The sequence below is a fragment of the Paracoccus albicereus genome, from assembly GCF_024359525.1.
GTDB lineage: Bacteria > Pseudomonadota > Alphaproteobacteria > Rhodobacterales > Rhodobacteraceae > Paracoccus > Paracoccus albicereus.
The window spans coordinates 308,090-330,678 of sequence record NZ_JAKZEU010000001.1 but is presented as its reverse complement, the minus strand read 5'-3'; the positions used below and the strand labels follow the sequence as shown (position 1 = coordinate 330,678).

General features: G+C 64.5%; 19 protein-coding genes. 15 read left to right on the top strand and 4 right to left on the bottom strand.

Annotated features, from left to right (window positions below; genetic code table 11):
• Window positions 1-46: 46 nt before the first annotated feature.
• The 14 genes from MLD63_RS01715 (at window position 47) to MLD63_RS01650 (ending at window position 15,668) form a co-directional block, all read left to right on the top strand.
• Entirely contained in the window at window positions 47-868 is an 822-nt protein-coding gene (locus MLD63_RS01715) for an ABC transporter ATP-binding protein (RefSeq protein ID WP_255328108.1), read from the top strand.
• Window positions 869-884: 16 nt separating this feature from the next.
• On the top strand, window positions 885-2,108 hold the full coding sequence (locus MLD63_RS01710) for a phenylacetate--CoA ligase family protein (RefSeq protein ID WP_255328107.1): 1,224 nt from the start codon (window positions 885-887) through the stop codon (window positions 2,106-2,108).
• A gap of 88 nt (window positions 2,109-2,196) precedes the next feature.
• Entirely contained in the window at window positions 2,197-2,958 is a 762-nt protein-coding gene (locus tag MLD63_RS01705) for a flagellar motor protein MotB (RefSeq protein ID WP_255328106.1), read from the top strand.
• Between the two features lie 85 nt (window positions 2,959-3,043).
• Window positions 3,044-4,360, top strand: a complete 1,317-nt coding sequence (locus MLD63_RS01700) for a flagellar hook protein FlgE (RefSeq protein WP_255328105.1) — start codon at window positions 3,044-3,046, stop codon at window positions 4,358-4,360.
• A gap of 41 nt (window positions 4,361-4,401) precedes the next feature.
• Window positions 4,402-5,850: a flagellar hook-associated protein FlgK gene (gene flgK / locus MLD63_RS01695; protein WP_255328104.1), complete on the top strand. Its 1,449-nt coding sequence runs from the start codon at window positions 4,402-4,404 to the stop codon at window positions 5,848-5,850.
• A gap of 2 nt (window positions 5,851-5,852) precedes the next feature.
• A complete protein-coding gene (locus MLD63_RS01690) occupies window positions 5,853-6,869 on the top strand; it encodes a flagellin (protein WP_255328103.1) in 1,017 nt (338 codons plus the stop codon).
• Window positions 6,866-7,966, top strand: a complete 1,101-nt coding sequence (locus tag MLD63_RS01685; RefSeq protein ID WP_439957605.1) for a flagellar basal body P-ring protein FlgI — start codon at window positions 6,866-6,868, stop codon at window positions 7,964-7,966. Before MLD63_RS01690 ends, MLD63_RS01685 begins: the two co-directional genes overlap by 4 nt.
• Before the next feature lie 378 nt (window positions 7,967-8,344).
• Window positions 8,345-9,625 (top strand): ABC transporter substrate-binding protein, encoded by a 1,281-nt coding sequence (locus MLD63_RS01680; protein WP_255328102.1) that lies wholly within the window; start codon window positions 8,345-8,347, stop codon window positions 9,623-9,625.
• Between the two features lie 133 nt (window positions 9,626-9,758).
• Complete coding sequence (locus tag MLD63_RS01675; protein ID WP_439957604.1) at window positions 9,759-10,754, top strand: carbohydrate ABC transporter permease; 996 nt, start codon at window positions 9,759-9,761, stop codon at window positions 10,752-10,754.
• A complete protein-coding gene (locus MLD63_RS01670) occupies window positions 10,751-11,584 on the top strand; it encodes a carbohydrate ABC transporter permease (RefSeq protein WP_255328101.1) in 834 nt (277 codons plus the stop codon). The genes MLD63_RS01675 and MLD63_RS01670 overlap by 4 nt, the downstream gene beginning before the upstream one ends.
• A 6-nt stretch (window positions 11,585-11,590) precedes the next feature.
• Entirely contained in the window at window positions 11,591-12,595 is a 1,005-nt protein-coding gene (locus tag MLD63_RS01665) for an ABC transporter ATP-binding protein (protein ID WP_255328100.1), read from the top strand.
• Between the two features lie 35 nt (window positions 12,596-12,630).
• A complete protein-coding gene (locus tag MLD63_RS01660) occupies window positions 12,631-13,416 on the top strand; it encodes a ThuA domain-containing protein (protein ID WP_255328099.1) in 786 nt (261 codons plus the stop codon).
• Window positions 13,417-13,421: 5 nt separating this feature from the next.
• Window positions 13,422-14,486 carry a Gfo/Idh/MocA family protein gene (locus MLD63_RS01655; RefSeq protein ID WP_255328098.1) on the top strand — a complete coding sequence of 355 codons (1,065 nt, stop codon included), beginning with the start codon at window positions 13,422-13,424 and terminating at the stop codon, window positions 14,484-14,486.
• A gap of 15 nt (window positions 14,487-14,501) precedes the next feature.
• The gene (locus tag MLD63_RS01650; protein WP_255328097.1) at window positions 14,502-15,668 is read left to right on the top strand and encodes a Gfo/Idh/MocA family protein; all 1,167 of its coding nucleotides are present in this window, start codon (window positions 14,502-14,504) and stop codon (window positions 15,666-15,668) included.
• 18 nt (window positions 15,669-15,686) lie between these two features.
• Here MLD63_RS01650 and MLD63_RS01645 read toward each other — a convergent pair whose 3' ends face one another.
• The gene (locus tag MLD63_RS01645; protein ID WP_255328096.1) at window positions 15,687-17,360 is read right to left on the bottom strand and encodes an NAD+ synthase; all 1,674 of its coding nucleotides are present in this window, start codon (window positions 17,358-17,360) and stop codon (window positions 15,687-15,689) included.
• 125 nt (window positions 17,361-17,485) lie between these two features.
• On the opposite strand from MLD63_RS01645, the gene MLD63_RS01640 reads away from it, so the two are divergent.
• Complete coding sequence (locus MLD63_RS01640; protein ID WP_255328095.1) at window positions 17,486-18,862, top strand: MORN repeat-containing protein; 1,377 nt, start codon at window positions 17,486-17,488, stop codon at window positions 18,860-18,862.
• Here the strand turns inward: MLD63_RS01640 and dinB are convergent.
• From dinB to MLD63_RS01625, 3 genes are read right to left on the bottom strand one after another with little or no spacing between them, the layout of a single operon-like run.
• Window positions 18,859-19,983: a DNA polymerase IV gene (dinB, locus tag MLD63_RS01635; RefSeq protein ID WP_255328094.1), complete on the bottom strand. Its 1,125-nt coding sequence runs from the start codon at window positions 19,981-19,983 to the stop codon at window positions 18,859-18,861. The genes MLD63_RS01640 and dinB overlap by 4 nt on opposite strands.
• On the bottom strand, window positions 19,980-20,702 hold the full coding sequence (ygfZ, locus tag MLD63_RS01630) for a CAF17-like 4Fe-4S cluster assembly/insertion protein YgfZ (protein ID WP_255328093.1): 723 nt from the start codon (window positions 20,700-20,702) through the stop codon (window positions 19,980-19,982). The genes dinB and ygfZ overlap by 4 nt, the downstream gene beginning before the upstream one ends.
• The gene (locus MLD63_RS01625; protein WP_255328092.1) at window positions 20,702-22,462 is read right to left on the bottom strand and encodes an ABC transporter ATP-binding protein; all 1,761 of its coding nucleotides are present in this window, start codon (window positions 22,460-22,462) and stop codon (window positions 20,702-20,704) included. Before MLD63_RS01625 ends, ygfZ begins: the two co-directional genes overlap by 1 nt.
• Between the last annotated feature and the right edge of the window lie 127 nt (window positions 22,463-22,589).

Genomic DNA, 22,589 nt, shown 5'->3' with positions numbered 1-22,589 from the left:
GCGGCGGCAGCGCCGTCGCCGGGTTCCCGCACCGCCGGAGCATCAGATGTTCGACGTCGAGAATAGCGAAACCCTGCTTGAAGTGAACAATATCGAGGTGATCTACAATCACGTGATCCTCGTCCTGAAGGGGGTCAGCCTGTCTGTGCCCAAGGGCGGTATCATCGCGCTGCTTGGCGGCAACGGCGCTGGAAAAACGACGACGCTGAAGGCGATTTCCAACCTGCTCGCGTCAGAGCGCGGTGCCGTCACCAAAGGCAGCATCACCTATCGCGGCGCGCGTGTGGCCGACCTGAACCCGGCCGCCCTGGTGAAGCGCGGCGTGATCCAGGTGATGGAGGGGCGGCACTGTTTCGAGCATCTCACGGTCGAGGAAAATCTGATGACCGGCGCCTATACGCGCGGCGACGGATCGGCGGCGATCAAGGCCGATCTGGAGATGGTCTATGGTTATTTCCCCCGGCTGCGCGAAAGGCGACGTTCGCAGGCCGGCTACACGTCGGGCGGCGAGCAGCAGATGATCGCGATCGGCCGCGCGCTGATGAGCCGGCCCGAGACGATCCTGCTCGACGAACCCAGCATGGGTCTTGCCCCGCAACTGGTCGAGCAGATCTTCGAGATCGTGAAGGCGGTGAATGAAGGCGAGGGCGTGACCTTCCTTCTGGCCGAACAGAACACCAACGTCGCGCTGCGCTTCGCCCATTACGGCTACATCCTGGAAAGCGGCCGCGTGGTGATGGATGGCCCGGCAGCGGCTTTGCGCGAAAACCCCGACGTGAAGGAGTTCTACCTCGGCATGTCGGACGAGGGTCGCAAGAGCTTTCGCGACGTGCGCAGCTACCGTCGCAGGAAAAGGTGGCTGTCGTGACGGAAAGGACCGCGCCATGACAGGCTATTACGACGAGCTTGAAACTCGCGACCCGGAAGAGCGGACCAAGGCGCTGGCGAGCGCGCTTCCGCAGGCGATCCGTGATGCGCGAAAGGCGCCGGCAATCGCCGACCTGCTGGGCGACATCGATGCAGAGGCGATCACCTCGGTCGCGGCGCTGGCGACCTTGCCCTTGATCCGCAAGGCCGAATTGTCCGCAGCGCAGCGGACGTCGCCTCCGTTCGGCGGTTTTACCACCCGGCCTGCGGCCGAGTTCGAGCATATCTTTCAAAGTCCCGGACCGATCTACGAACCTGGCCGATCGGGCGGCGACTGGTGGCGGATGGGCCGGTTCCTGCATGCGGCCGGCGTCGGCAGCGGCGATATCGTCCACAACTGTTTTTCCTATCATCTCACGCCCGCAGGCATGATGTTCGAAGCGGGCGCACGCGCCGTTCACGCGTCGGTTCTGCCTGCCGGCACTGGCCAGGTGGACCTGCAAGTCCGCGCTGCTGCCGATATTGGGACGACCGTCTACGCAGGCACGCCTGACTTCCTGAAGGTGATTCTGGATCGCGCCGACGAGTTGGACGTGACCTTGGGCTTCCGGCGTGCGGTCGTCGGCGGCGGCGCGTTGTTCCCGGCGCTTCGCAGGACCTATGCCGATCGCGGCATCACAACGTTGCAATGCTACGCCACCGCCGATCTGGGCAGCATCGCCTACGAGACCGACGCGATGGAGGGGATGATCGTCGACGAGGGCGTGGTGGTCGAGATCGTCCGACCCGGCACCGGCGACCCCGTGGGCGAGGGCGAGGTGGGCGAGGTCGTCGTGACCACGCTCAACGCCGACTACCCGCTGATCCGTTTCGCAACAGGCGACCTCTCAGCGGTGATGCCGGGGATCAGCCCTTGCGGACGGACCAACACGCGCATCCGCGGCTGGATGGGTCGCGCCGATCAGACGACCAAGATCAAGGGCATGTTCGTGCGCCCGGAACAGGTCGCCGCACTGGTCGCTCGTCACCCCGAGATCGCCCGGGCGCGTGTCATCGCCGATCGCGAGGACGACATGGACACGTTGCTCGTCCAGCTTGAATCGCCTGGTGGCGTGATCGATGCCTATGCCGCCTCGGTCGCCGATACGCTGAAGCTGCGCGGCCGGGTCGAGGTCGTGGCGCCCGGCAGCCTGCCCAATGATGGGCTGGTGATCGAGGATCGCCGCCGCTACGAGGCCTAATGTCTCGCATTTGAGCCGTTAACTTGTTCCATCCCCCCACCCATGGGATTTTCGACGTGGGTGTACTGAACTTGACCGGGGTGGCGCGATGCCTGCTGCACGTAACGGCGCGACTGCGCCGATCATCATCAAGCGGGTGACTGTAGCGGGCGGGGGCGGTCATCATGGCGGCGCCTGGAAAGTCGCCTATGCCGATTTCGTCACCGCGATGATGGCTTTCTTCCTCTTGATGTGGCTGTTGAACGCGACCACCGAAAAGCAGCGTCAGGGACTGGCGGACTATTTCGATCCGACCATCGTCCAGACGACGAACGGTGCCGGCGACGGGCTGGAAAACGGCAAGGGGGAGGCATCGTCCGATCTGCCGGGCGGTGCCGACGATACAAGCTTCGAGCAGATGGCGCAGAGCATCCAGGATCAGTTGACCGGCTCGGGCGCGGAATCGGCGCAACTGACAAACCTGCTGCGTCACGTCGTTACCCGAATGACGGACGAAGGACTGGTGATCGAACTGACCGACCTCACCGAAGCGCCTCTGTTTCACGAAGATACGGCACAGCCGCAGCCAGCGATGCGCGATCTGATGATCATCGTCGCCAGCGTGCTGGGCAACGTCCGTAACGACATCGCAATCTCGGGGCATGTCCGCGCCTATCCGGATGTGCTGCGCCAGTCGCCGGTCTGGCCGCTTTCCGACGCGCGCGCGCACACGGTGCGTAACCTGATGGAGGAAGCGGGTCTCGACGCGCGCCGGATCCAGCGTGTCACCGGCTATGCAGACCGGCGCAACCGGTCCCAAAACCCCATGGACCCGGCCAACAACCGGATAGAAGTGATTTTACTCAGGTGATGGCCCGGTATCGAGGCGCGTTAGGCGAATCTTAAACGGAATCGCGCATGGTCCTGGAAACGACCGATCTGAAGGATTGCCATCCATGTCCATGTCGACCGCCCTCAGTGCCGGGGTCTCCGGCCTGACCGCCAATGCCACCAAGCTCGCCTCGATCTCCGACAACATCGCGAATTCCGGGACCTATGGCTACAAGCGGGTCGAAACGGGGTTCGATGCGATGGTGCTGAACCAGGTCCGGACCGCGGGCATCTATTCAGCCGGCGGCGTCCGCACCAGTACAGCGCGCATCATCGAACAGCAGGGTGGTCTGGCGACGACGTCGCATCCGCTCGACCTGGCCATCGCCGGGCGGGGCATGCTGCCCGTCACCTCGGCGGTCGACTTCAATAATGGCAGAACTGACCTGCCGCTGATGATGACGCGGACAGGCGCCTTCCGCGCCGATGCTGCGGGCGTGCTTAGAACGGATAGCGGCCTGGTGCTGCTGGGCTGGCCCGCGCAATCGGACGGAAGCATTCCGATCATGCCGCGTGACGCAATGGGGGGGCTGGAGCCAGTCCAGATCAGCGTGAACCAGACCGCGGGCGATCCGACGCGGAACATCAATCTTGGCGTGAACCTTCCCGCTACGGAAACCGCCGTCGGCGCCTCCGGTGCGCCGCTGGATCTCAAGATCGAGTATTACGGCAATATCGGAACGTCCGACTCGCTCGACGTCACCTTCCTGCCGCAGCCGTCGACGACCGCCGGCATGTCGAACACCTGGATCATGCAGGTCCGCGATTCAGCCATGGACCCCGCTTCGAACCTCGTCGCCGAGGTCGAGATCGTCTTCGACGACTCGGCGTCGCTCGGCGGCAGCATCGCCTCGGTCACGCCGCTGGGCGCAGGCGCCTATGACGCCGCGACCGGGCTCCTGACCTTCAACGTCCAGGGTGGCCCGATGAGCGTGGATATGGGGCGCCCAGGCGCCCAGACCGGGTTGCGCCAGCTGGCCAGCAGCTTCTCGCCCACCAACATCACCAAGGACGGATCGCCGGTCGGCAATCTGAGTTCGATCGAGGTGGATGAAAACGGCATGGTCCGCGCGACCTACGACACCGGTTTCATCAAGACGCTCTACCAGATTCCCCTGATCGACGTTCCCAATCCGAATGGGCTCATCTCTCTGGATAATCAGGCGTTTCAGGTCTCGCCTACATCCGGTTCCTTCTTCCTGTGGGATGCGGGTGACGGACCGACCGGCAGCGTCGTCGGCTACGCGCGCGAGGAATCGACCACAGATGTCGCAAGCGAGCTGACCGACCTGATCGTGACGCAGCGGGCCTATTCGTCCAACGCCAAGGTCATCCAGACCGTGGACGAGATGCTGCAGGAAACCACCAACATCAAGCGCTAAGGCCACGCCGCGCCCACCATCCGAAGCCGAGGATCAGATCCATGAGCATCACACGCGCCCTCTCGAATGCCGTCAGCGGACTCACGATGAATGCGCGTGGGTCGGAAACGGTCGCAAACAACATCGCGAACGTGATGACCGAAGGCTACGGTCGACGGGAAATGGGATTATCCTCGCAAGGCTTCACCGGTGGGGTGCGCGTCGACGGGATCGCGCGCGTGGTCAATTCGGCGCTGGTCGGCGAGACGCGAAACGCGCTCGGGTCCCAAACCGAGGCCGAAGGTCGCGCGGCCTTTCTCAGCACGATGGAATCGCTCATCGGATTGACGGGTTCACCGGGCTCGCTGGGAAACGCGCTGGGCGATTTCCAGTCGGCACTGGTCTCGGCCTCGGCAAAGCCTGATGAGGAATTGCGCCTGGCCAAGGTTGTGGCCAGTGCCGACACCCTTGCACGTCGGCTTAACGCGATCGGTGACGGGATCCAGACGGCCCGGTCCGAAGCCGATCATCAGATCGCCAGCGATGTCGCCAATCTCAACGCCAATCTGACGCTCGTGGCCGACCTGAACACGCGGATCGCGAAACTGTCGGCCAGTGGTGTTGACGTCTCGGCTCTGCAGGATCAGCGCCAAAACGTGATCGACCGCATCGCACAGATCGTTCCGGTCCAGGAGGCCGAGCGCCAGGGCGGCAAGGTGGCGATCTTCACCCTGGGTGGTGCGGTCCTGCTCGACGGGACCGAGCCGGTGCGGATTGATTTTTCGCCGGCTGGTCAATTGACGGCAGGGATGAGCGTCGGCACGCCTCCGGTCGGGCGACTGGTCGTCGACGGCAAGGAACTCCCCACTGAACGGATGTCGCTCTTCGCCGGTGGCTCGCTTGCGGCAGGCTTCGCCATTCGCGACGATCTGGCCCCCCAGTTTCAGCGTGAGATCGACGCGGTGGCGCTGGACCTGCACGACCGGATGGCCGACCCCGGTATCGACCTGTCGCGCGCGCCCGGCCAGCCGAGCCTTTTCACCGATGGCGGCGTCGGCGCAACGCTCGGTGCCATCGATGGCCTTTCGTCGCGGCTTGCGTTGAGCGACGCTGTCGATCCGTCCGCGGGCGGCGATGTCTGGAAAATCCGCGCGGGCCTTGGCGCGACCGCGCCCGGCGCAAGCGGCGATGCTGCATTGCTGGACCGTATGTCAGGTGTTCTCAGCGCCAGCCGCGCCATGGCCGATGGTACAACCTTTGCAGGCGCTGCCCGACTGGACGGTTTTGTGTCCCGTGCCGAGGCGCAGATCGCCACCCGCCGGGTCAATGCCGATGCCGATCTGGCAGCCCGCAGCGCCCGCGCCGGCACGCTTTCGACGCGCCTGATGGCCGACGGCGTCGACTCCGATGCCGAACTCAGCCGTCTGCTGCAATACGAACAGGCCTATGCGGCCAACGCGAAGGTCATCCAGACCATCGACGACATGTTGAACGCGATCCTGAGGATGTGACCATGGTGATGCGCACGATCGGCGATCAGGCCCGGGCCTACACGCTGCAATCTTCGTCCAGCCGGCTGAAGACTACCCTCATTACGCTGACCGACGAACTGACGTCGGGTCGCGTCTCGGACGTGGCACAACGTCTGGGTGGCAATACACGCGCGCTATCGGGTATCGAGAGCCGTCTTCAGGCCGTCACGGCCTACCAGCAACTTGAGGGCGAGGTCGGCGCAATCGCTTCGGCGCTGCAGACGGTTCTCGCCGAGTTGCGCGACACTGCGGATCAGCAGGTGAGCCGACTGCTGCTGAACGGCAGCTGGGGCACTGACCTGACTTTCGCCGATCAGGCCGCCGAGGCCGCGGCGGACTTTCGCGGAGCGATCTCGCAACTGAATACCGAGGTCCAAGGTTCGCATATCCTGTCGGGAACCGAAACGGATCGGCCGCCGCTGATCGATGCACAGTCAATCCTGGACGAGCTGGCGCTGCAGACGGCCACGCTACCCAATGCGTCGGACATCCGCCAGGTCGTCAGCGACTGGTTTGATGCGCCGCCCGGTGGCGGTGGTTTCCTTGATTTCGCCTATCGCGGAAGCATCGGCACAAGCCGCGAGATCACCGTCGCCGAAACCGAGCGGCTGAGCTTCACGACCGATGCCAGCGATCCCGCGATCCGTGCAACGCTGAAAGGTCTGGCGCTGTCTGCGGTCTCGGCGCAGGGCGCCGTCGCGGGTCGCGCGACGGAACAGCGGGCATTGGCCGACGCTTCCGCGTCGATCCTCATCGACGCGAGCGCGCGCTTGACCAGCGTTCAGGGACGCGTCGGTTCGCTGCAGGAACGCCTTGAAGGGGCAGCGACCGGAAACGCCTCTGCCCGTGCCTCTCTCGAGACGGCGCGTAACAACATCGTTCTCGCTGATCCCTATACCACGGCAAGCGCGCTGAAAGAGGTCGAGGCGCAGATGCAGACGCTTTACGCCGTCACTGCCCGATTGTCCTCCCTGAAGCTTGTGGATTTTCTGCGATGAACCGACTGATCGCCCTTGTCGCACTATGCCTGATGCCGCTGATGGCTGCGGCGACCCCAGTCCGGATCAAGGATCTGGCCAATTTTGACGGCGTGCGGGGCAACGATCTGGTGGGCTATGGCCTTGTCGTCGGGCTCGACGGCACCGGCGACAGTTTCCGCAACGCCCCCTTCGCGGAAGACATGCTGGCCGGTCTGCTGGAACGGCTGGGCGTCAATGTCACCGAGGATGCGTTGCGATCGAAAAACGTCGCCGCGGTGATCGTCACCGCCGATCTTCCTCCCTTTGCGCGGTCGGGAAGCCGCGTCGATGTCAACGTCTCGACCATCGGCGACGCCAAGAGCCTGCTTGGCGGGACGCTGGTGATGACGCCGCTGAAGGCAGCGGATGGAAACATCTACGCCGTCGCCCAGGGGTCAATCATCTCGGGCGGGGTCGCCGTCAGCGGCGAGGCGTCGCGCGTCGTCGAGGGCGTGCCCACCGCGGGCACGATCCCTGTCGGCGCCCGGGTCGAGCGCGAGGTCGATTTCGACTTCGCGCAGATTCAGGACATCCGCATCGCGTTGCGCAACGCCGACTTTACCACCGCAGCTCGGATCGAGGACGCGATCAACCGGGAATTCGGTGCCGGCATCGCCAGCGCGCTGGACGGGGGAACCGTCAGCGTCGATTTCCAGCGCCTTGGCCAGGTCAATCCGGCTAGGGTCCTGGGTCGGATCGAGAACATCGTCGTTCAACCCGAGGATCGGGCCAAGGTGGTGATCGACCACAGGTCGGGAACGATCGTGATGGGCGAGCGGGTGCGCATTTCGCGCGTCGCGGTCTCGCAGGGCAATCTGACGCTGAAGGTTGCCGAAACCCCGATGGTGTCCCAGCCCAACCCCTTCGCCGAAGGCGAGACGGTGACGGTGCCCCGGACATTCGCCGAGATCACCGAAGAGCCGGGTCTCGGCTTTGCGGAAGTCTCGGGAGAAACATCCCTGACCGAGGTCGTGGCCGGGCTTAACGCTTTGGGCGTCCGTCCCCGTGACATGATCGACATCCTGAAGACGATCCATTCGGCCGGCGCATTGCACGCGGAACTGATCGTCGACTGACCGACAATCCAGCAAGTCGGCCAACGCATACAAACGGTGTGTCCACCGAGGCGCGGTGCATCACGTCGGTGACGGCGCATCTTGGATCCCTCAGCTTGGATGCTGCCCTGCGCGCTCTGCCGATGCGGCGAGTCATTCAATTCACCCGCACAGATATCTGCCAGACGGGAAGTCATTCAGGAAGTTCGGTCGCTTCATTGCGCAGGCCGGCTAAACGAATGTTGCGCCATGGGCGAACGCGCCATATAGATAAAGTGTTAACGCTATCACGGGGCTGGGCTTTACTGTCCGGCGGGCGGATGGTTGCGGCATCGGGGGGATGCACCGGCAAGGAAGAGGCCGGATCATCTGTCCCGACAAAACCAAGGGGGGAAATTAATGTCCAAACGGCTTTCTCAATCTCTGCGCGGCGCTGGCGTCCTCGCATTGATGACGGTGATGGGTGCGCCCGCATCTGCCGAAGAGATCAATTATGTGATCGGCTCGGTCGGCAACGCCGTCGAGGCGTTCAAGGAAACCGTCAAGCCGTGGGAAGAAGAGACCGGCCACACGGTCAGTATCGTGACGATGCCGTCTTCGACCTCGGATCAGTTCGCACAATATCGGCTTTGGCTGGCAGCGGGCACCTCTGACATCGACCTCTACCAGACGGATGTGATCTGGGCCCCGCAGCTTGCCGATCATTTCGTCGACCTGACCGAAGCGGCAAAGGACCTTGCGCCGCAGCATTTCGAATCGGTGATCGAAAGCCAGACCTCGGACGGCAAGCTGGTGGCGCTGCCGCTCTTCACCGATGCTCCGGCGCTTTATTACCGCAAGGACCTGCTGGAAAAGCATGGCAAGGAGGTTCCGACCACCTGGGCCGAACTGACGGCGACCGCGCAGGAAATTCAGGACGCCGAGCGTGCCGAGGGCGCGAATGATCTGTGGGGTTTCGTCTGGCAGGGTAACGCTTACGAAGGACTGACCTGTGACGCGCTGGAATGGGTGAAATCCTTCGGTGGTGGCCAGATCGTCGAGCCCGACGGCACCATTTCGATCAATAACCCGCAGGCGGTCGCGGCCTTGGAACAGGCAGCGGCCTGGGTCGGAACGATCTCGCCCGAGGGGGTCCTGTCCTACCAGGAAGAAGAGGCGCGCGGCGTCTGGCAGACCGGAAACGCGGTCTTCATGCGGAACTGGCCCTATGCCTACACGCTGAGCCAGGGTGACGATTCTGCCGTGAAGGGCAAGTTCGACGTGGCTCCATTGCCGATGGGCGATGGCGAGGGCGCGCAATCCGCGGCGACACTGGGCGGCTGGAACGTGGCCGTGTCGAAATACTCGACCAAACAGGACATCGCGATCGACCTCGCCCTGTTCCTCGCCAGTCCCGAAACGCAACGCACCCGGTCGCTTCTGGAATCCAAGCTGCCGACCGTCCCTGAACTCTACGAGGATCAGGAACTGATCGACAACATGCCCTTCCTGCCCGCCTGGAAGGAAGTCTTCGAGAATTCGGTCCCGCGTCCTTCGGCGCCCACCAAGGGCAAATACAACGAGGTCTCGGCCAAATTCTGGTCGGCGGTGCACGACACCCTGTCGGGTCGCGCGACCGCGGCGGAATCGCTGGAGATCCTCGAGATCGACCTTGAGGACATCAAGGGCGGCGGCTGGTAGGCCCCGACGACGCAGCCGGGTCGCGCACACGCGGCCCGGCGATCCGTTCCGGTCGATGACCGGGTGTCGAAAGGCCGGATCCGACCCCCGCGCATGATCGCGGGGCCAAGGATCGGCGGGAAGGGACAGGATCATGCCGGACATCAACCCCAACACGGCGCCCGCCCTGGCGACGCCGGCCGAGCCGCACAAGGGCTCGCCCAGTCTGCAGCGCCAGCGTCAGCGCGCCGCCTTCTGGTTCCTTGCGCCGATGCTCATCGCACTGTTCTGCGTCGCCGCCTGGCCGCTGATGCGGACGATCTACTTCTCGCTGACCGACGCGACGCTGAGCAATCTCTACGACGCCAAGTTCATCGGCTTTCAGAATTACCTGCAGGTCCGCGAACTCAGTTCCGGCCGCACCATCTATCGCGGCACGCTGGTCGATCCCGACTGGTGGAACGCGGTCTGGAACACGGTCCGATTCTCGGTCGTCTCGGTCGCGTTCGAGACGGTCTTCGGCCTGATCGTCGCGCTGGTCCTGAACGCGGAATTCAAGGGGCGCGGCTTCGTGCGCGCCGCGATCCTGATCCCGTGGGCGATCCCCACGATCGTCTCGGCCAAGATGTGGGGCTGGATGCTGAACGACCAGTTCGGGATCCTCAATGACATCCTGCTAAACCTCGGGCTGATCAGCCAGCGCATCGCCTGGACCGCGAGCACCGAGACCGCGATGAAGGCGGTGCTGATCGTCGATATCTGGAAGACGACACCCTTCATGGCGCTGCTGATCCTCGCCGGTCTTCAGATGGTCCCGCGCGACATGTACGAAGCGGCCAAGATCGACGGCATTCATCCCGTCAAGGTTTTTTTCAAGGTCACCCTTCCGCTGATCCGCCCCGCGCTGATGGTCGCGGTCATCTTCCGGATGCTGGATGCGCTGCGCATCTTCGACCTCGTCTACGTGCTCACGCCCAACTCCTCGGCCACCAAGACGATGTCAGTCATCAGCCGGGAAAACATGATCGATTTCGACAAGTTTGCCTATGGCGCCGCGCAATCGACGCTGCTTTTCGGGATCATCGCGGTCTTCGTCGCGGCCTATATCTGGATCGGCAAGGTCGATCTTTCCGGGGAGAAGAGCAGATGAGCAATCGGTCCCTTCTCAACACGATGGGTTTCTACGCGCTGGTCGTCATCATCGTCGTGTTCGCCTGCTTCCCGTTCTATTACGCGATCGTCACCAGCTTCGCGACCGGAACGCAGCTGTTCCAGGTCCAGTACTGGCCGCAGCAGCTTTCGTGGACGAACTACAATGCGGTGCTGGGCAACAGCACCTTCGTGCGCTCGCTCTTCAACTCGCTCTTCATCGCGTCGCTCACGGTCGGCTTCTCGCTGCTGCTGGCGGTCACCGCATCCTACGCGCTGGCGCGGGTGCGGTTCCGGGGGCGCGGTCTTCTCCTGATGACCATTCTCGCGGTGTCGATGTTCCCGCAGATCGCGGTGCTGGCGGGCCTGTTCGAGTTGATCCGCTTCCTCGGCATCTTCAACACGCCCTGGGCGATGATCCTGTCCTACGTGATCTTCACGCTGCCCTTCACGGTCTGGGTGCTGACCACCTTCATGCGCGATCTGCCGGTCGAGATCGAAGAGGCGGCGATCGTCGACGGCGCCACCCCTTGGGTCATCATCAGCCAGGTCTTTCTGCCGCTTCTGTGGCCGGCGCTGGTGACGACGGGGCTTCTGGCCTTCATCGGCGCCTGGAACGAATTCCTGTTCGCGCTGACCTTCACCTCGTCTGAAACGCAGCGCACGGTGCCTGTCGCCATCGCCTTGCTGTCGGGGGCGTCGCAGCAGGAAATCCCTTGGGGGCCGATCATGGCGGCCTCGGTCATCGTGACGGTCCCGCTGATCGTCCTCGTCCTCATCTTCCAGCGCAAGATTGTGGCGGGCCTGACCGCCGGCGGCGTGAAAGGATAAATCCAGATGGCAAAGATCGAACTGAACAACGTCACCAAGTCCTACGGCGCCGTCGATGTCATCAAGGGGATCGACCTGACGATCGAGAAGGGCGAGTTCATGGTCTTCGTCGGCCCGTCAGGCTGCGGCAAGTCCACGCTTTTGCGCCTGATCTCGGGACTGGAGGAGATCACCACCGGCGACATGATGTTCGACGGCCAGCGCGTGAACAACGTCGTGCCGTCCGAACGCGGGATCGCGATGGTATTCCAAAGCTACGCACTTTATCCGCACATGAAGGTCTACGACAACATGGCCTTCGGCATGAAGCTCGCGAAATCCGACAAGGGTGAGATCGACCGCCGGGTCCGCAACGCTGCAAAGATGCTGCAGATCGATCACCTGCTGGACCGCCTGCCGCGTCAGCTGTCCGGCGGGCAGCGCCAGCGGGTGGCGATCGGCCGCGCCATCGTGCGCGACCCGCGTGTGTTCCTGTTCGATGAACCGCTGTCAAACCTCGACGCTGCGCTGCGGGTTCAGACCCGGCTGGAAATCGCGAAGCTGCACCATGACATGAATGACGTGACGATGATCTACGTCACCCACGATCAGGTCGAGGCGATGACGCTGGCCGACCGGATCGCCGTGCTGCGCGACGGCAAGCTGATGCAGGTCGGCACCCCGGCCGAACTGTACGACAACCCGAACTCGATCTTCGTCGCGGGCTTCATCGGCAGCCCGAAAATGAACTTCATCACGGGCGAGAAGGCGCAGGCCGAGGGCGCGACCACCCTGGGCATCCGCGCCGAACACATCGATCTGGACGAAGGCGGGCCGTGGCAGGGCGAGGTCGTCCATGCCGAGGATCTGGGCTCGGACCATTATCTCTTCGTCGATATCGGCACCGATGAGCCGGTGATCGTTCGCCGGTCCGGAAAGTTGAACGTGCCGCTAGGGACACGCGTTGGTCTGCGGCCGCGACCGCAGGACCTGCATCGCTTCGGGCCCGACGAAAAACCGATCCGGCGCTAGAAGCGCTGGAAGAAAGAAAACCGAAAGGAAGATCCATGACCATTCGCGTCACCGTCTGGGGCGAAAACGTCCACGAACACAAAAGCGACGTCGTGAAGAAGGTCTATCCCGACCTGATGCACGGCACGATCGCGGCCGCCCTGAACCGAGAGAACGGGATCGAGGCGACGACCGCGACCCTGCAGGAACCCGAACACGGGCTGACCAAGGAAAGACTGGCGCAGACCGATGTTCTGACCTGGTGGGGTCATGCCGCGCATGGCGATGTCGATGACGCCATTGCCGAGCGTGTCTGCGAAGCCGTCTGGGGCGGCATGGGCATCATCTTCCTGCATTCGGCGCATTTTTCTAAACCGTTCAAGCGGTTGATGGGAACGCCCTGTAACCTCTACTGGCGCGAGGCCGGCGAGCGGGAGCGGATCTGGACGACAAGTCGTAACCACCCCATCGCTGCGGGTGTGCCCGAATCCTTCGAACTGGTTAACGAAGAGATGTATGGCGAGCCCTTCGGCGTGCCTGAACCGATGGAAACCGTGTTCATCGGCTGGTTCCAGGGTGGCGAGGTCTTCCGCTCTGGCCTGACCTGGCGGCGTGGCGCGGGCAACGTTTTCTACTTCCAGCCGGGCCACGAGACCTATCCCACCTATCACGACGCCAACATCCAGCGGGTGATCGCGAACGGTGTTCGCTGGGCCTACAACCCGGCCAAGCGCATCGACGATCCGACCGTGGCGCCGAACCGTCCGGTCGATCAAGCGCCCGAGAAGATCACCGAACGCGGCCCCAAACTGCACAAGGCAGGCGAACAGGGGCTGCGGTAACGGCGATGGCGCACGACGATCCGATCAGGCTGCTGGTGCTGGGCACCGGCGGCATGGCCAAGAACCACGTCATTCACTTCAAGACCATTCCCGGTGTCGAAGTGGTGGCGGGCGTGGACCGCAACCCCGCGCAATTGCAGACCTTCTGTGACACGCACGAGATCGAACAGCGGTTCACCACGCTGGACGAAGCGCTGGATTGGGGGCAGTTCGACGCCGTCAGCAACGTGACGCCGGACGCTGTCCATTACGCGACCACGATGCCGCTTCTGGCGGCAGGCAAGCATGTGCTATGCGAAAAGCCCCTGGCCACGAACGAGGCACATGCCCGCGAGATGGCGGACGCCGCGGCCCGCGCCGGCGTCGTCAACATGGTTCACCTGACCTATCGCAAGGTCGCCGCCCTTCAGGCTGCCGCGCAGATGGTCCGCGAAGGCGCGATCGGCGAGGTGCGCCATTTCGAAGCGAGTTACCTTCAAAGCTGGCTGACCCAGCCCAGCTGGGGTGAATGGCGGACCGAAGAGCAATGGCTGTGGCGCCTGTCCAGCGCCCACGGGTCCAAGGGCGTGCTGGGGGATGTCGGTATCCACATCCTCGATTTCACCACCTTCGTCGCCGGGCACAATGCCGCCGAAGTGTCGTGCCTGCTCAAGACCTATGACAAGGCACCGGACGGGCGGATCGGCGACTATGTTCTGGACGCGAACGACAGCGCGACGATGCAGCTGGTGCTCGATAACGGCGCGATCGGGACGATCGCAGCGACGCGCTTTGCCAGCGGCTATCACAACGACCTTCTGCTGCGTGTCCACGGCACGCTGGGCGGCGTCGAGGTTACGTTCCGCAACAGGGTCAGTCACCTGCGCGCCTGTCTGGGTGAGGATCTGGCACCGGCGATCTGGAAGGACATCGAGACGCCGACGCCACCCGAGGTCTATGACCATTTCATTGCGGCGATCCGCGGTCAGGGTCCGATGGAGCCCGATTTCGCCCGCGGCGCGGCCTTGCAAAGATGGCTGGATCTGGCCGAACAATCGGCGATGGATGACGGCCGCAAGCAGCGGATCTGACGGAGAGGACTCGACATGGCTGACACGAACCAAAATGCGGGCCGTCCGGCCCGTGTCCGGCTGGGCATGGTCGGCGGTGGCCAGGGTGCCTTCATCGGGGCGGTGCATCGAATCGCCGCGCGTATGGACGACCAGTTTCAGCTCGTAGCGGGCGCGTTCTCGTCCGATCCCGATCGCGGGGCGGCCTCGGCCGCCGAGCTTGGGGTCGATCCGTCCCGATCCTATGCCGACTTCGCCGAAATGGCGAAGCGCGAGGCACGTCGCAAGGACGGGATCGAGGCGGTGGCGATCGTCACGCCCAACCACATGCATGTCCCCGTCGCGCTGGAATTTCTGAAGCGTGGTATCCACGTCATCTGCGACAAGCCGCTATCCGCAAGCCTGAACGATGCGCGCAAGCTGGTGCGCGCCTCGAAGGGCAAGGATGCGCTGTTCGTGTTGACCCATAACTACACCGGTTACCCGATGATCCGGCAGGCCCGCGCGATGATCGAAGCGGGCGAACTGGGCGAGATCCGCGTGGTGCAGGTCGAATACGCGCAGGACTGGCTGGCCGAGCCGTTGGAAGAGACGCAGGCCGTCTGGCGCACCGATCCCGAAAAGACCGGTCTGGGCGGGGCAACCGGCGATATCGGCACCCATGCCTACAATCTGGCAAGCTATGTCACCGGCCTGCGCTGTGAGGCGCTGGCGGCCGATCTTCAAGCCTTCGTGCCGGGGCGGCGCGTCGATGACAACGGCCATGTGCTGATGCGGTTCGAAGGCGGCGCGCGCGGGATGCTGTGGTGCAGCCAGGTGGCTGCGGGGCAGGAAAACAACCTGCGCCTGCGCGTCTTCGGCACGCGCGCGGGCATCGAGTGGAGCCAAGAGGACCCGAACTACCTGAGGGTCGGCGCGCTCGGTCAGCCGCGCTATCGCCTGTCCCGCAATGGCGCGGCGACGGGTCCGGAAGCAGGTCGCGTCAGCCGTATCCCGGCGGGGCACCCGGAGGGCTATCTGGAGGCCTTTGCCAACATCTACGCCGAGGCCGCGCGCGCAATCATCGCCCATCGCGACGGTTCCGCGCCAGACGCGGCGGTGCATTTCCCGGGCCTGCAGGAGGGGCTGGAGGGGATGGGCTTCGTCGATGCCTGCGTGCGATCGTCCAAGCGCAACGCGGCCTGGATCAAGCCCGCGTTCTGATTGCCGCAGCCTTCGTGCTTACAGCCGGTCGCGCCAGCGGTTGACCAGGGGATAGCGCCGATCCAGCCAGAACGCCTTGGTCGAGATGCGCGGTCCGGGCGCGGCCTGATACCGCTTCCATTCGCTGCCATAGAGCAGCGTCTCGACCTTCTTGACGGTCTCTTCCTCGAAGCCCTGCGCGACCAGATCGCTCAGCGACTGATCCTTTTCGACCAGACCTTCGAGGATCGCGTCAAGAATGTCGTAAGGCGGAAGTGAATCCTCGTCCTTCTGATCCGGGCGCAGCTCGGCCGAGGGGGGCTTTGAGATGATCCGCGGCGGGATCACCTCACCTTTTGGACCCATCATCCAGTCGCGGTGATTTTCGTTCCGCCAACGGCAGGTCTGAAAGACCCGGGTCTTGTAGAGATCCTTGATCGGGTTATAGCCGCCCGCCATGTCGCCGTAGATCGTGGCATAGCCGACCGCGACCTCGGACTTGTTGCCGGTGGTCAGCAGCATTTCCCCGAACTTGTTCGAAATCGCCATCAGCATCAGGCCACGCAGGCGGGACTGGATGTTCTCTTCGGTCGTGTCGGGCTTGGTACCTTCCATCAGGTGCGCCAGCGCGTCGCCCACGGCATCGCGCGCGCCCTCGATATGCACCGTGTCCAGCCGCACGCCGAGCCGCTTTGCGCAATCGGTCGCATCGTCCAGGCTGCCCTGCGACGTGTATTCGCTGGGCAGCATCACGCAGCGCACGTTGTCCGGTCCGATCGCGTCGGCCGCGATGGTCGCGACCAGCGCGGAATCGATGCCGCCCGACATGCCCAGCAGCACGCGACTGATCCGCGATTTGCGCAGATATTCGCGCAGACCCAGCATCATCGCGTTGTAATCCTGTTCCCAGGCATCGGGCTGCGGTGCCATCTTGCCGGGTTCGCACCGCCAGCCGTCGTCCGTCAGCGTGAAGTCCAGATGCGCCAGTTCCTCGGTGAAGGGTGCAAGCTGCACGACCTTGTCACAACCGCCGGTCTCGCCCGGATTCAGCACGAAGCTGGCCCCATCGTAAAGCTGGTCGTCCTGACCGCCGACGAGGTTCACATAGACCAGCGGCAAGCCGGTCTCGACCACGCGGCTGACCATGTGGCCCATGCGCAGGTCCAGTTTTTCGCGATGATAGGGGCTGCCGTTGGGCACCAGCAGGATCTCTGCGCCTGTCTCGGCAAGCGTTTCGGCTACGTCGGCATACCAGCTGTCCTCACAGATGGGCGAGCCGATGCGCAGCGGCCCGATCCGGTATGGCCCGCTGATCGGACCGCGATCGAACAGCCGCATTTCATCGAAAAGCTGCTTGTAGGGCAGGTGATGTTTCAGCACCCGCGCGGCGATCTTGCCGTGCTGCAGGATGAAATAGGCGTTGTAGAGCTTGCCGCGGTTTCGCCACGGACCGCCGATGCCGATCGCGGGACCGTCGGCGCAGTCGCGCGCCAGTGCTTCGATGGCCGCCACCGCATCTTCGGTGAAGGCGGGCTTCACGACCAGATCCTGCGTCTGGTAGCCGGTGATGAACATCTCGGGCAGGGCCAGCATCTGCGCACCTGCCGTCTTCGCCTGTTCCCAGGCCTCACGGGCGCGGTCGGCATTGCCTGCTAGATCGCCGACCGTGGCGTTCAATTGGCCGATTGTCAGGCGGAAGGTGTCGGTGCTCATCGCGTCTCTCCGGGCAGGCATTCCCCAGGTCGTGATAGGCGATGGGGGCCGCAAGGAAAAGTCGGCTTTGCCTGCGCCTGCTGGCTGCGCTACACCCGTTCGACGGGAAGTGAAGGTTCGATGGAATGCTGAAGGCAGCGATGGCGGGGCTGGCACTGGCGGCGATCACGGCCGCGCCGCTCGCGGCGCAGACCAGTGTCACCAAGCGCTACGACGATGGCAGCGTCTATGAAGGCGACAGCCGCAACGGGCGCCAGCACGGGCGCGGCGTCTACACGATGCCGAACGGTTATCGCTACGAGGGTGATTGGGTCGAGGGCCGAATTCAGGGTCAGGGCGTCGCACAGTTCCCGGACGGATCAGTCTATGAAGGCCATTTCGCGGACGCGCTGCCCGACGGTCGGGGCAAGATCACCTATCCCGGCGGCGGCAGCTACGAAGGCGAATGGGTTGCCGGCAAGATCCAGGGCACGGGCGTCGCCACCTATGCCAACGGCGCGGTTTACGAAGGCGAATTCAAGGACGGCCAGCGCGACGGCCAGGGCCGGATCGTCGAGACCAGCGGCTATCGTTACGAGGGCCAGTGGCGCAACGGCGAGAAGGAAGGCACCGGCCGCATCACCTATCCCGACGGCGCGGTCTACGAAGGCTCGCTGTTGTCGGGAATGCGCGCGGGCAAGGGCAAGCTGACCATGCCTGACGGGATGGTCTATGACGGTATCTGGGCCGCTGACCGGATGGAGGGGACCGGCACGCTGACGGAGGCGTCCGGGATCAGCTATACCGGCCAGATGGTCGATGGCCGGCGCGAGGGGCAGGGGGTCGCCACCTACGCCAACGGCGATGTCTATGAGGGCCGGTTCAAGGATGACAAACGCGACGGGCAGGGCACGCTGACCCGCGCGGACGGCTATGTCTACAGCGGTGGATGGGTCGACGGCGTGAAGCAGGGCGAGGGTCGCGTGACCTATCCCGATGGCGCGGTCTATGAAGGCCAAATGCAGGCCGACAAGCCACACGGGCAGGGCCGCATCACCTACGCCGATGGTGCGACCTACGAGGGCGAGTGGACCGAGGGTCGGGTGACCGGGCAGGGCCGCGCCACCTATCCCAACGGGATCGTCTACGAGGGCGCCTTCGTCGATGCCAAGGCCCAGGGGCGGGGCACGATGACCTATCCCGACGGCATGGTCTATACGGGCGACTGGAAAGCCGACCGCCGCGACGGGCAGGGTCGCGCGACCTATCCGGATGGCGCGGTCTACGAGGGGGGCTATGTCGCCGACCTGCGGGAAGGTCAGGGCACCTATACCGGCGCGGACGGCTTTACCTATACCGGCGGCTGGAAAGCCGGCGAGATGGATGGCGAGGGCCGGGCCGAATTCCCCAATGGCGATGTCTATGAAGGTCGGTTCGAGGCGGGCACGCTCGCCGACGATGGCGCACCTGATCAGCCGCCCGCGCCGGTCGCTGATAACGGTCCCCCGCCGCCTGCGCCCTAATCCTCGGCGAACAGGTCCAGCTGCCCGTCCTTGCGGGCCGGCGCGGGCTCATTTCGCAGCAGTCCCGACAGCGTCACACCCAGCAGGCGCACCCCACGGGGGTCCGGCATCACAGTGGTCGCGAGATCGATCGCGATGCTCAGCAATTCCGCCTCCGACTCGACCGGGTGCGGCAAGCTGCGCGCGCGGGTCAGCGTGGTGAAATCGGCATAGCGGATTTTCAGCGTCACCGTTCGGCCCTGAGTTTCATGCCGAACGGCATGGCGCCAGACTTTCGCGGCCAGATCGGCAAGACGCTCGCCCGCCTCTTCAAGCGTCGTCAGGTTCTCGAAAAAGGTGTTCTCGGCACCGATCGACTTGCGGATTCGGTTCGGCTTGACCTGCCGATGGTCGATCCCGTTCGAGATCGTCCAGTACCAGCCGCCGGACTTGCCGAAACGCTCGCGCAGCACCGCTTCGCCCAACGCGCGCAGGTCGGCGCCTGTGCGGATGCCGTGGGATTCCAGCTTGCGCACCGTCGCGGGACCGATGCCGTGGAACTTGCCGACCGGCAGTCCGGCCACAAAGTCCGGGCCACGCGCCGGGGTGATGACGCAAAGTCCGTCGGGCTTGTTCTGGTCGGACGCGATCTTGGCCAGGAACTTGTTGTAGCTGACGCCGGCGCTGGCGGTCAGGCCGGTCTCTGCGCGGATCAGCGCGCGGATCTCCTCGGCCGCAGCGGTCGCCGTCTGCCCCGGCGCCAGATGATCGGTCAGGTCCAGATAGGCCTCGTCCAGCGACAAGGGCTCGATCAACGGGGTGAAGCGGGCGAAGATGGCGCGGATCTGCTGGCTGACCTCGCGATAGGTGTCGAAGCGCGATTTCACGAAGATCAGGTCGGGACACAGCCGGCGCGCGGTGACGGATGGCATGGCCGAGCGGACGCCGAAGCGCCGCGCCTCATAGCTCGCGGCGGCCACCACACCGCGCAGGGACGATCCGCCGACCGCGACCGGCTTGCCGCGCAATTCAGGATTGTCGCGCTGCTCGACCGAAGCGAAGAACGCATCCATGTCGATATGCACGATCTTGCGGATCCTCTCCGCGTCGGGGGCCGGATCGTCACCAGCCCCTTCTGTCATGGCACGTGGATCTCGGCCTCTCCGGCCGTCATTCCGGGGCCCACCCGATCGAAGCGCAGTTGCGCAATCGCCTGACCGCCGCTTTGCGTGTAGAGCGTTCCGATCTCACGCTCGTCCTTCAGGATTGGCGTGCCGACTGGCGCCGACCCCTGGATCAGGACCGTCCGCAGGCCCTTTCGCAATTCGGTCTTGTGCTTCATCCGCGCCGTGACCTCCTGCCCGACGAAGCAGCCCTTGCGGAAATCGACGCCGTGCAGCCGCTCGAACCCGGCTTCGAGGATGAAGGTGTCGTTCGGGATCAGCTCGATCCCCGATTGCGGGATGCAATGGGCGACGCGAATGGCGTCCCAATCGGTCCCGTCGTCGCCGCCCTGATCACCATAAAGCCGCCAGCCGAGCGCGTCGTGGCGCGTATCAATGACAGCGCCCTTGGGCAGGTCGCCGGTGCCGCGCATGACCTTCAGGTCGCTGCCTGCGACGTCGACCTTGCTGCGCAACTTGTACATCGACAAGCGCCGCAGCAGGTCATCGGCCAGCCCCGAATCCACGTCCAACAGCAGCGCGTCGCCCCGGGGCACGATCAGGAAATCGGCCAGATATTTGCCCTGCGGCGTCAGCAGCGCCGCATAGCAGGGCGCGTCGCCGATACGATTGGTGACCAGTCCCTGAAGGAACTCGACCCGCTCGGGTCCGGTCACTTGCAGGATCACCCGTTCCATCAATCTTCCCCGAATTGCAGTGCCACCAGCCGGGCGTAAGCCCCGCTTTGCTCCATAAGCTGGTCATGGCTGCCTTCTTCGACAACCCTGCCGCCTTCGATCACCACGATCCGGTCGGCCTTTCGGATGGTGGACAGCCGGTGCGCAATCACCAGCGTGGTGCGATCCTGCGAGACGGCGTCGATCGCCTCCTGCACCATTCGCTCGCTGGCGGCATCAAGCGCACTGGTCGCCTCGTCCAGCAGCAGGATCGGGGCGTCGCGCAGCACCGCGCGGGCAATGGCGACCCGCTGGCGCTGGCCGCCAGACAGCGACGATCCGCGCGGACCGGCGGGCGTATCCAGCCCGCGCCCCGAAGCGTCGGTAAATTCGTCCACCCGCGCGGCGATGACAGCGGCACGCAGAGCGGCCTGATCACCGTCGGGGCGGCCCATCAGGATATTGTCGCGTATGGTCTCGTCGAACAACGCCGCGTCCTGCGCCACGGTCGAAAACTGGTCGCGCAGCACGTCCAGCCGGTAATCCGCAACCGGAACGCCGCCCAGTGTGACCTGCCCCCGATCCGGGTCGATCATCCGCGTGATGACATTGAAGATCGTCGATTTGCCCGCGCCCGACGGTCCGACGAAGGCGGTCGTCTCGCCCGCCTTCGCGGTCAGGCTCAGCCCTTGCAGGACAGGCTGATCATCATAGGATAGCCATACGTCCTCCAGCCGGATTGTCGTGTCGGACGGCGGCTCTGACCGGGTGCCCGAATGGATCGTCGGTTGCGTGTCGAAGATCTGGTAGATCCGCTCGAGGCTCGCGGCGGCGATCTGCCAGGTGCCGGTCAGGACGCCCAGGCGGCGCAGCGGCTGGAAGGCCAGCGACAGCGCGGTGAAGAAGGACATGAAATCGCCGACCGTGCGCTCGCCCCGCGTCACCTCTGCCCCGCCAAGCGCCAGGACGCCGACGAAACCCAGCCCGGTGATGATGTCGATCAGGGCCGGGATCGTGGCGCCGGTCGCAGCCATCTTGACCTCGGCCCGGCGGATCCGCTCGACGATGGTGCCGAACCGGTCCATCTGCGCCTCTTCCATCCGGTTCAGCCGGACGGAACGGATGCCGTGAAGCACCTCGTCCAGCCGCGTCGCCCGCGCGCTCGCATTGCTGCGGGTCTGGCGCATCTTGCGTCGGATGTAGCGCTGAACCGCGATGGTGGGCAGGATCAGGATGGGCGCGCCGACGACCGCGGCCAGCGTCCACCAGGGGTCGATCACGATCGCCACCGTGAACAGCGAGACCAACGCCACCACGTCGCGGCCGGCGCCGGCGATCAACGTGGACCACATCCCCTGCACGGCGATGGTGTCGCCCTGCACCCGCTCGATCAGGGCGCCGGGCGGATTCTCCTGAAAGAACCGCTGGTCCAGCGTCAGGATGTGGCGCAGCAGGTCCGACTGCATCTTGGTCGAGACGGACAGCGATACATGGGTCAGCATGCTGCGGTTGATGACCAGCGTTGTCGCGCGGATCACGAACAGGCTGAAGATGACACCCCCGACCCACCAGATCGCATCGGTGTCGCCGCCAACGAAGACCCGGTCGAACAGTGGCTTCAGCATCCAGGACAGGACCGCGAGCGTCGAGCCCTCGATCATCATCAGTCCGAAGGCCACCGACATGCGGCGCCAGTGCGCGCGCAGATAATCGCGCCACATCCGGGCAAACAGGCCGGTGCGGTCGGTCTCGGCCGCAGGCTGGGGGACGGTCGCGTTCATCGCCCCGTTCTTCCGCCAGAACGGCCTGTTAGGCAAGGCCGGGCGGTCGTTCGAGGCCGTCTCGGACGACAGATTGACGCCCCCGGCACACAGGCCTACCCATCGGGCATCCCCTGACAGGAGCCAT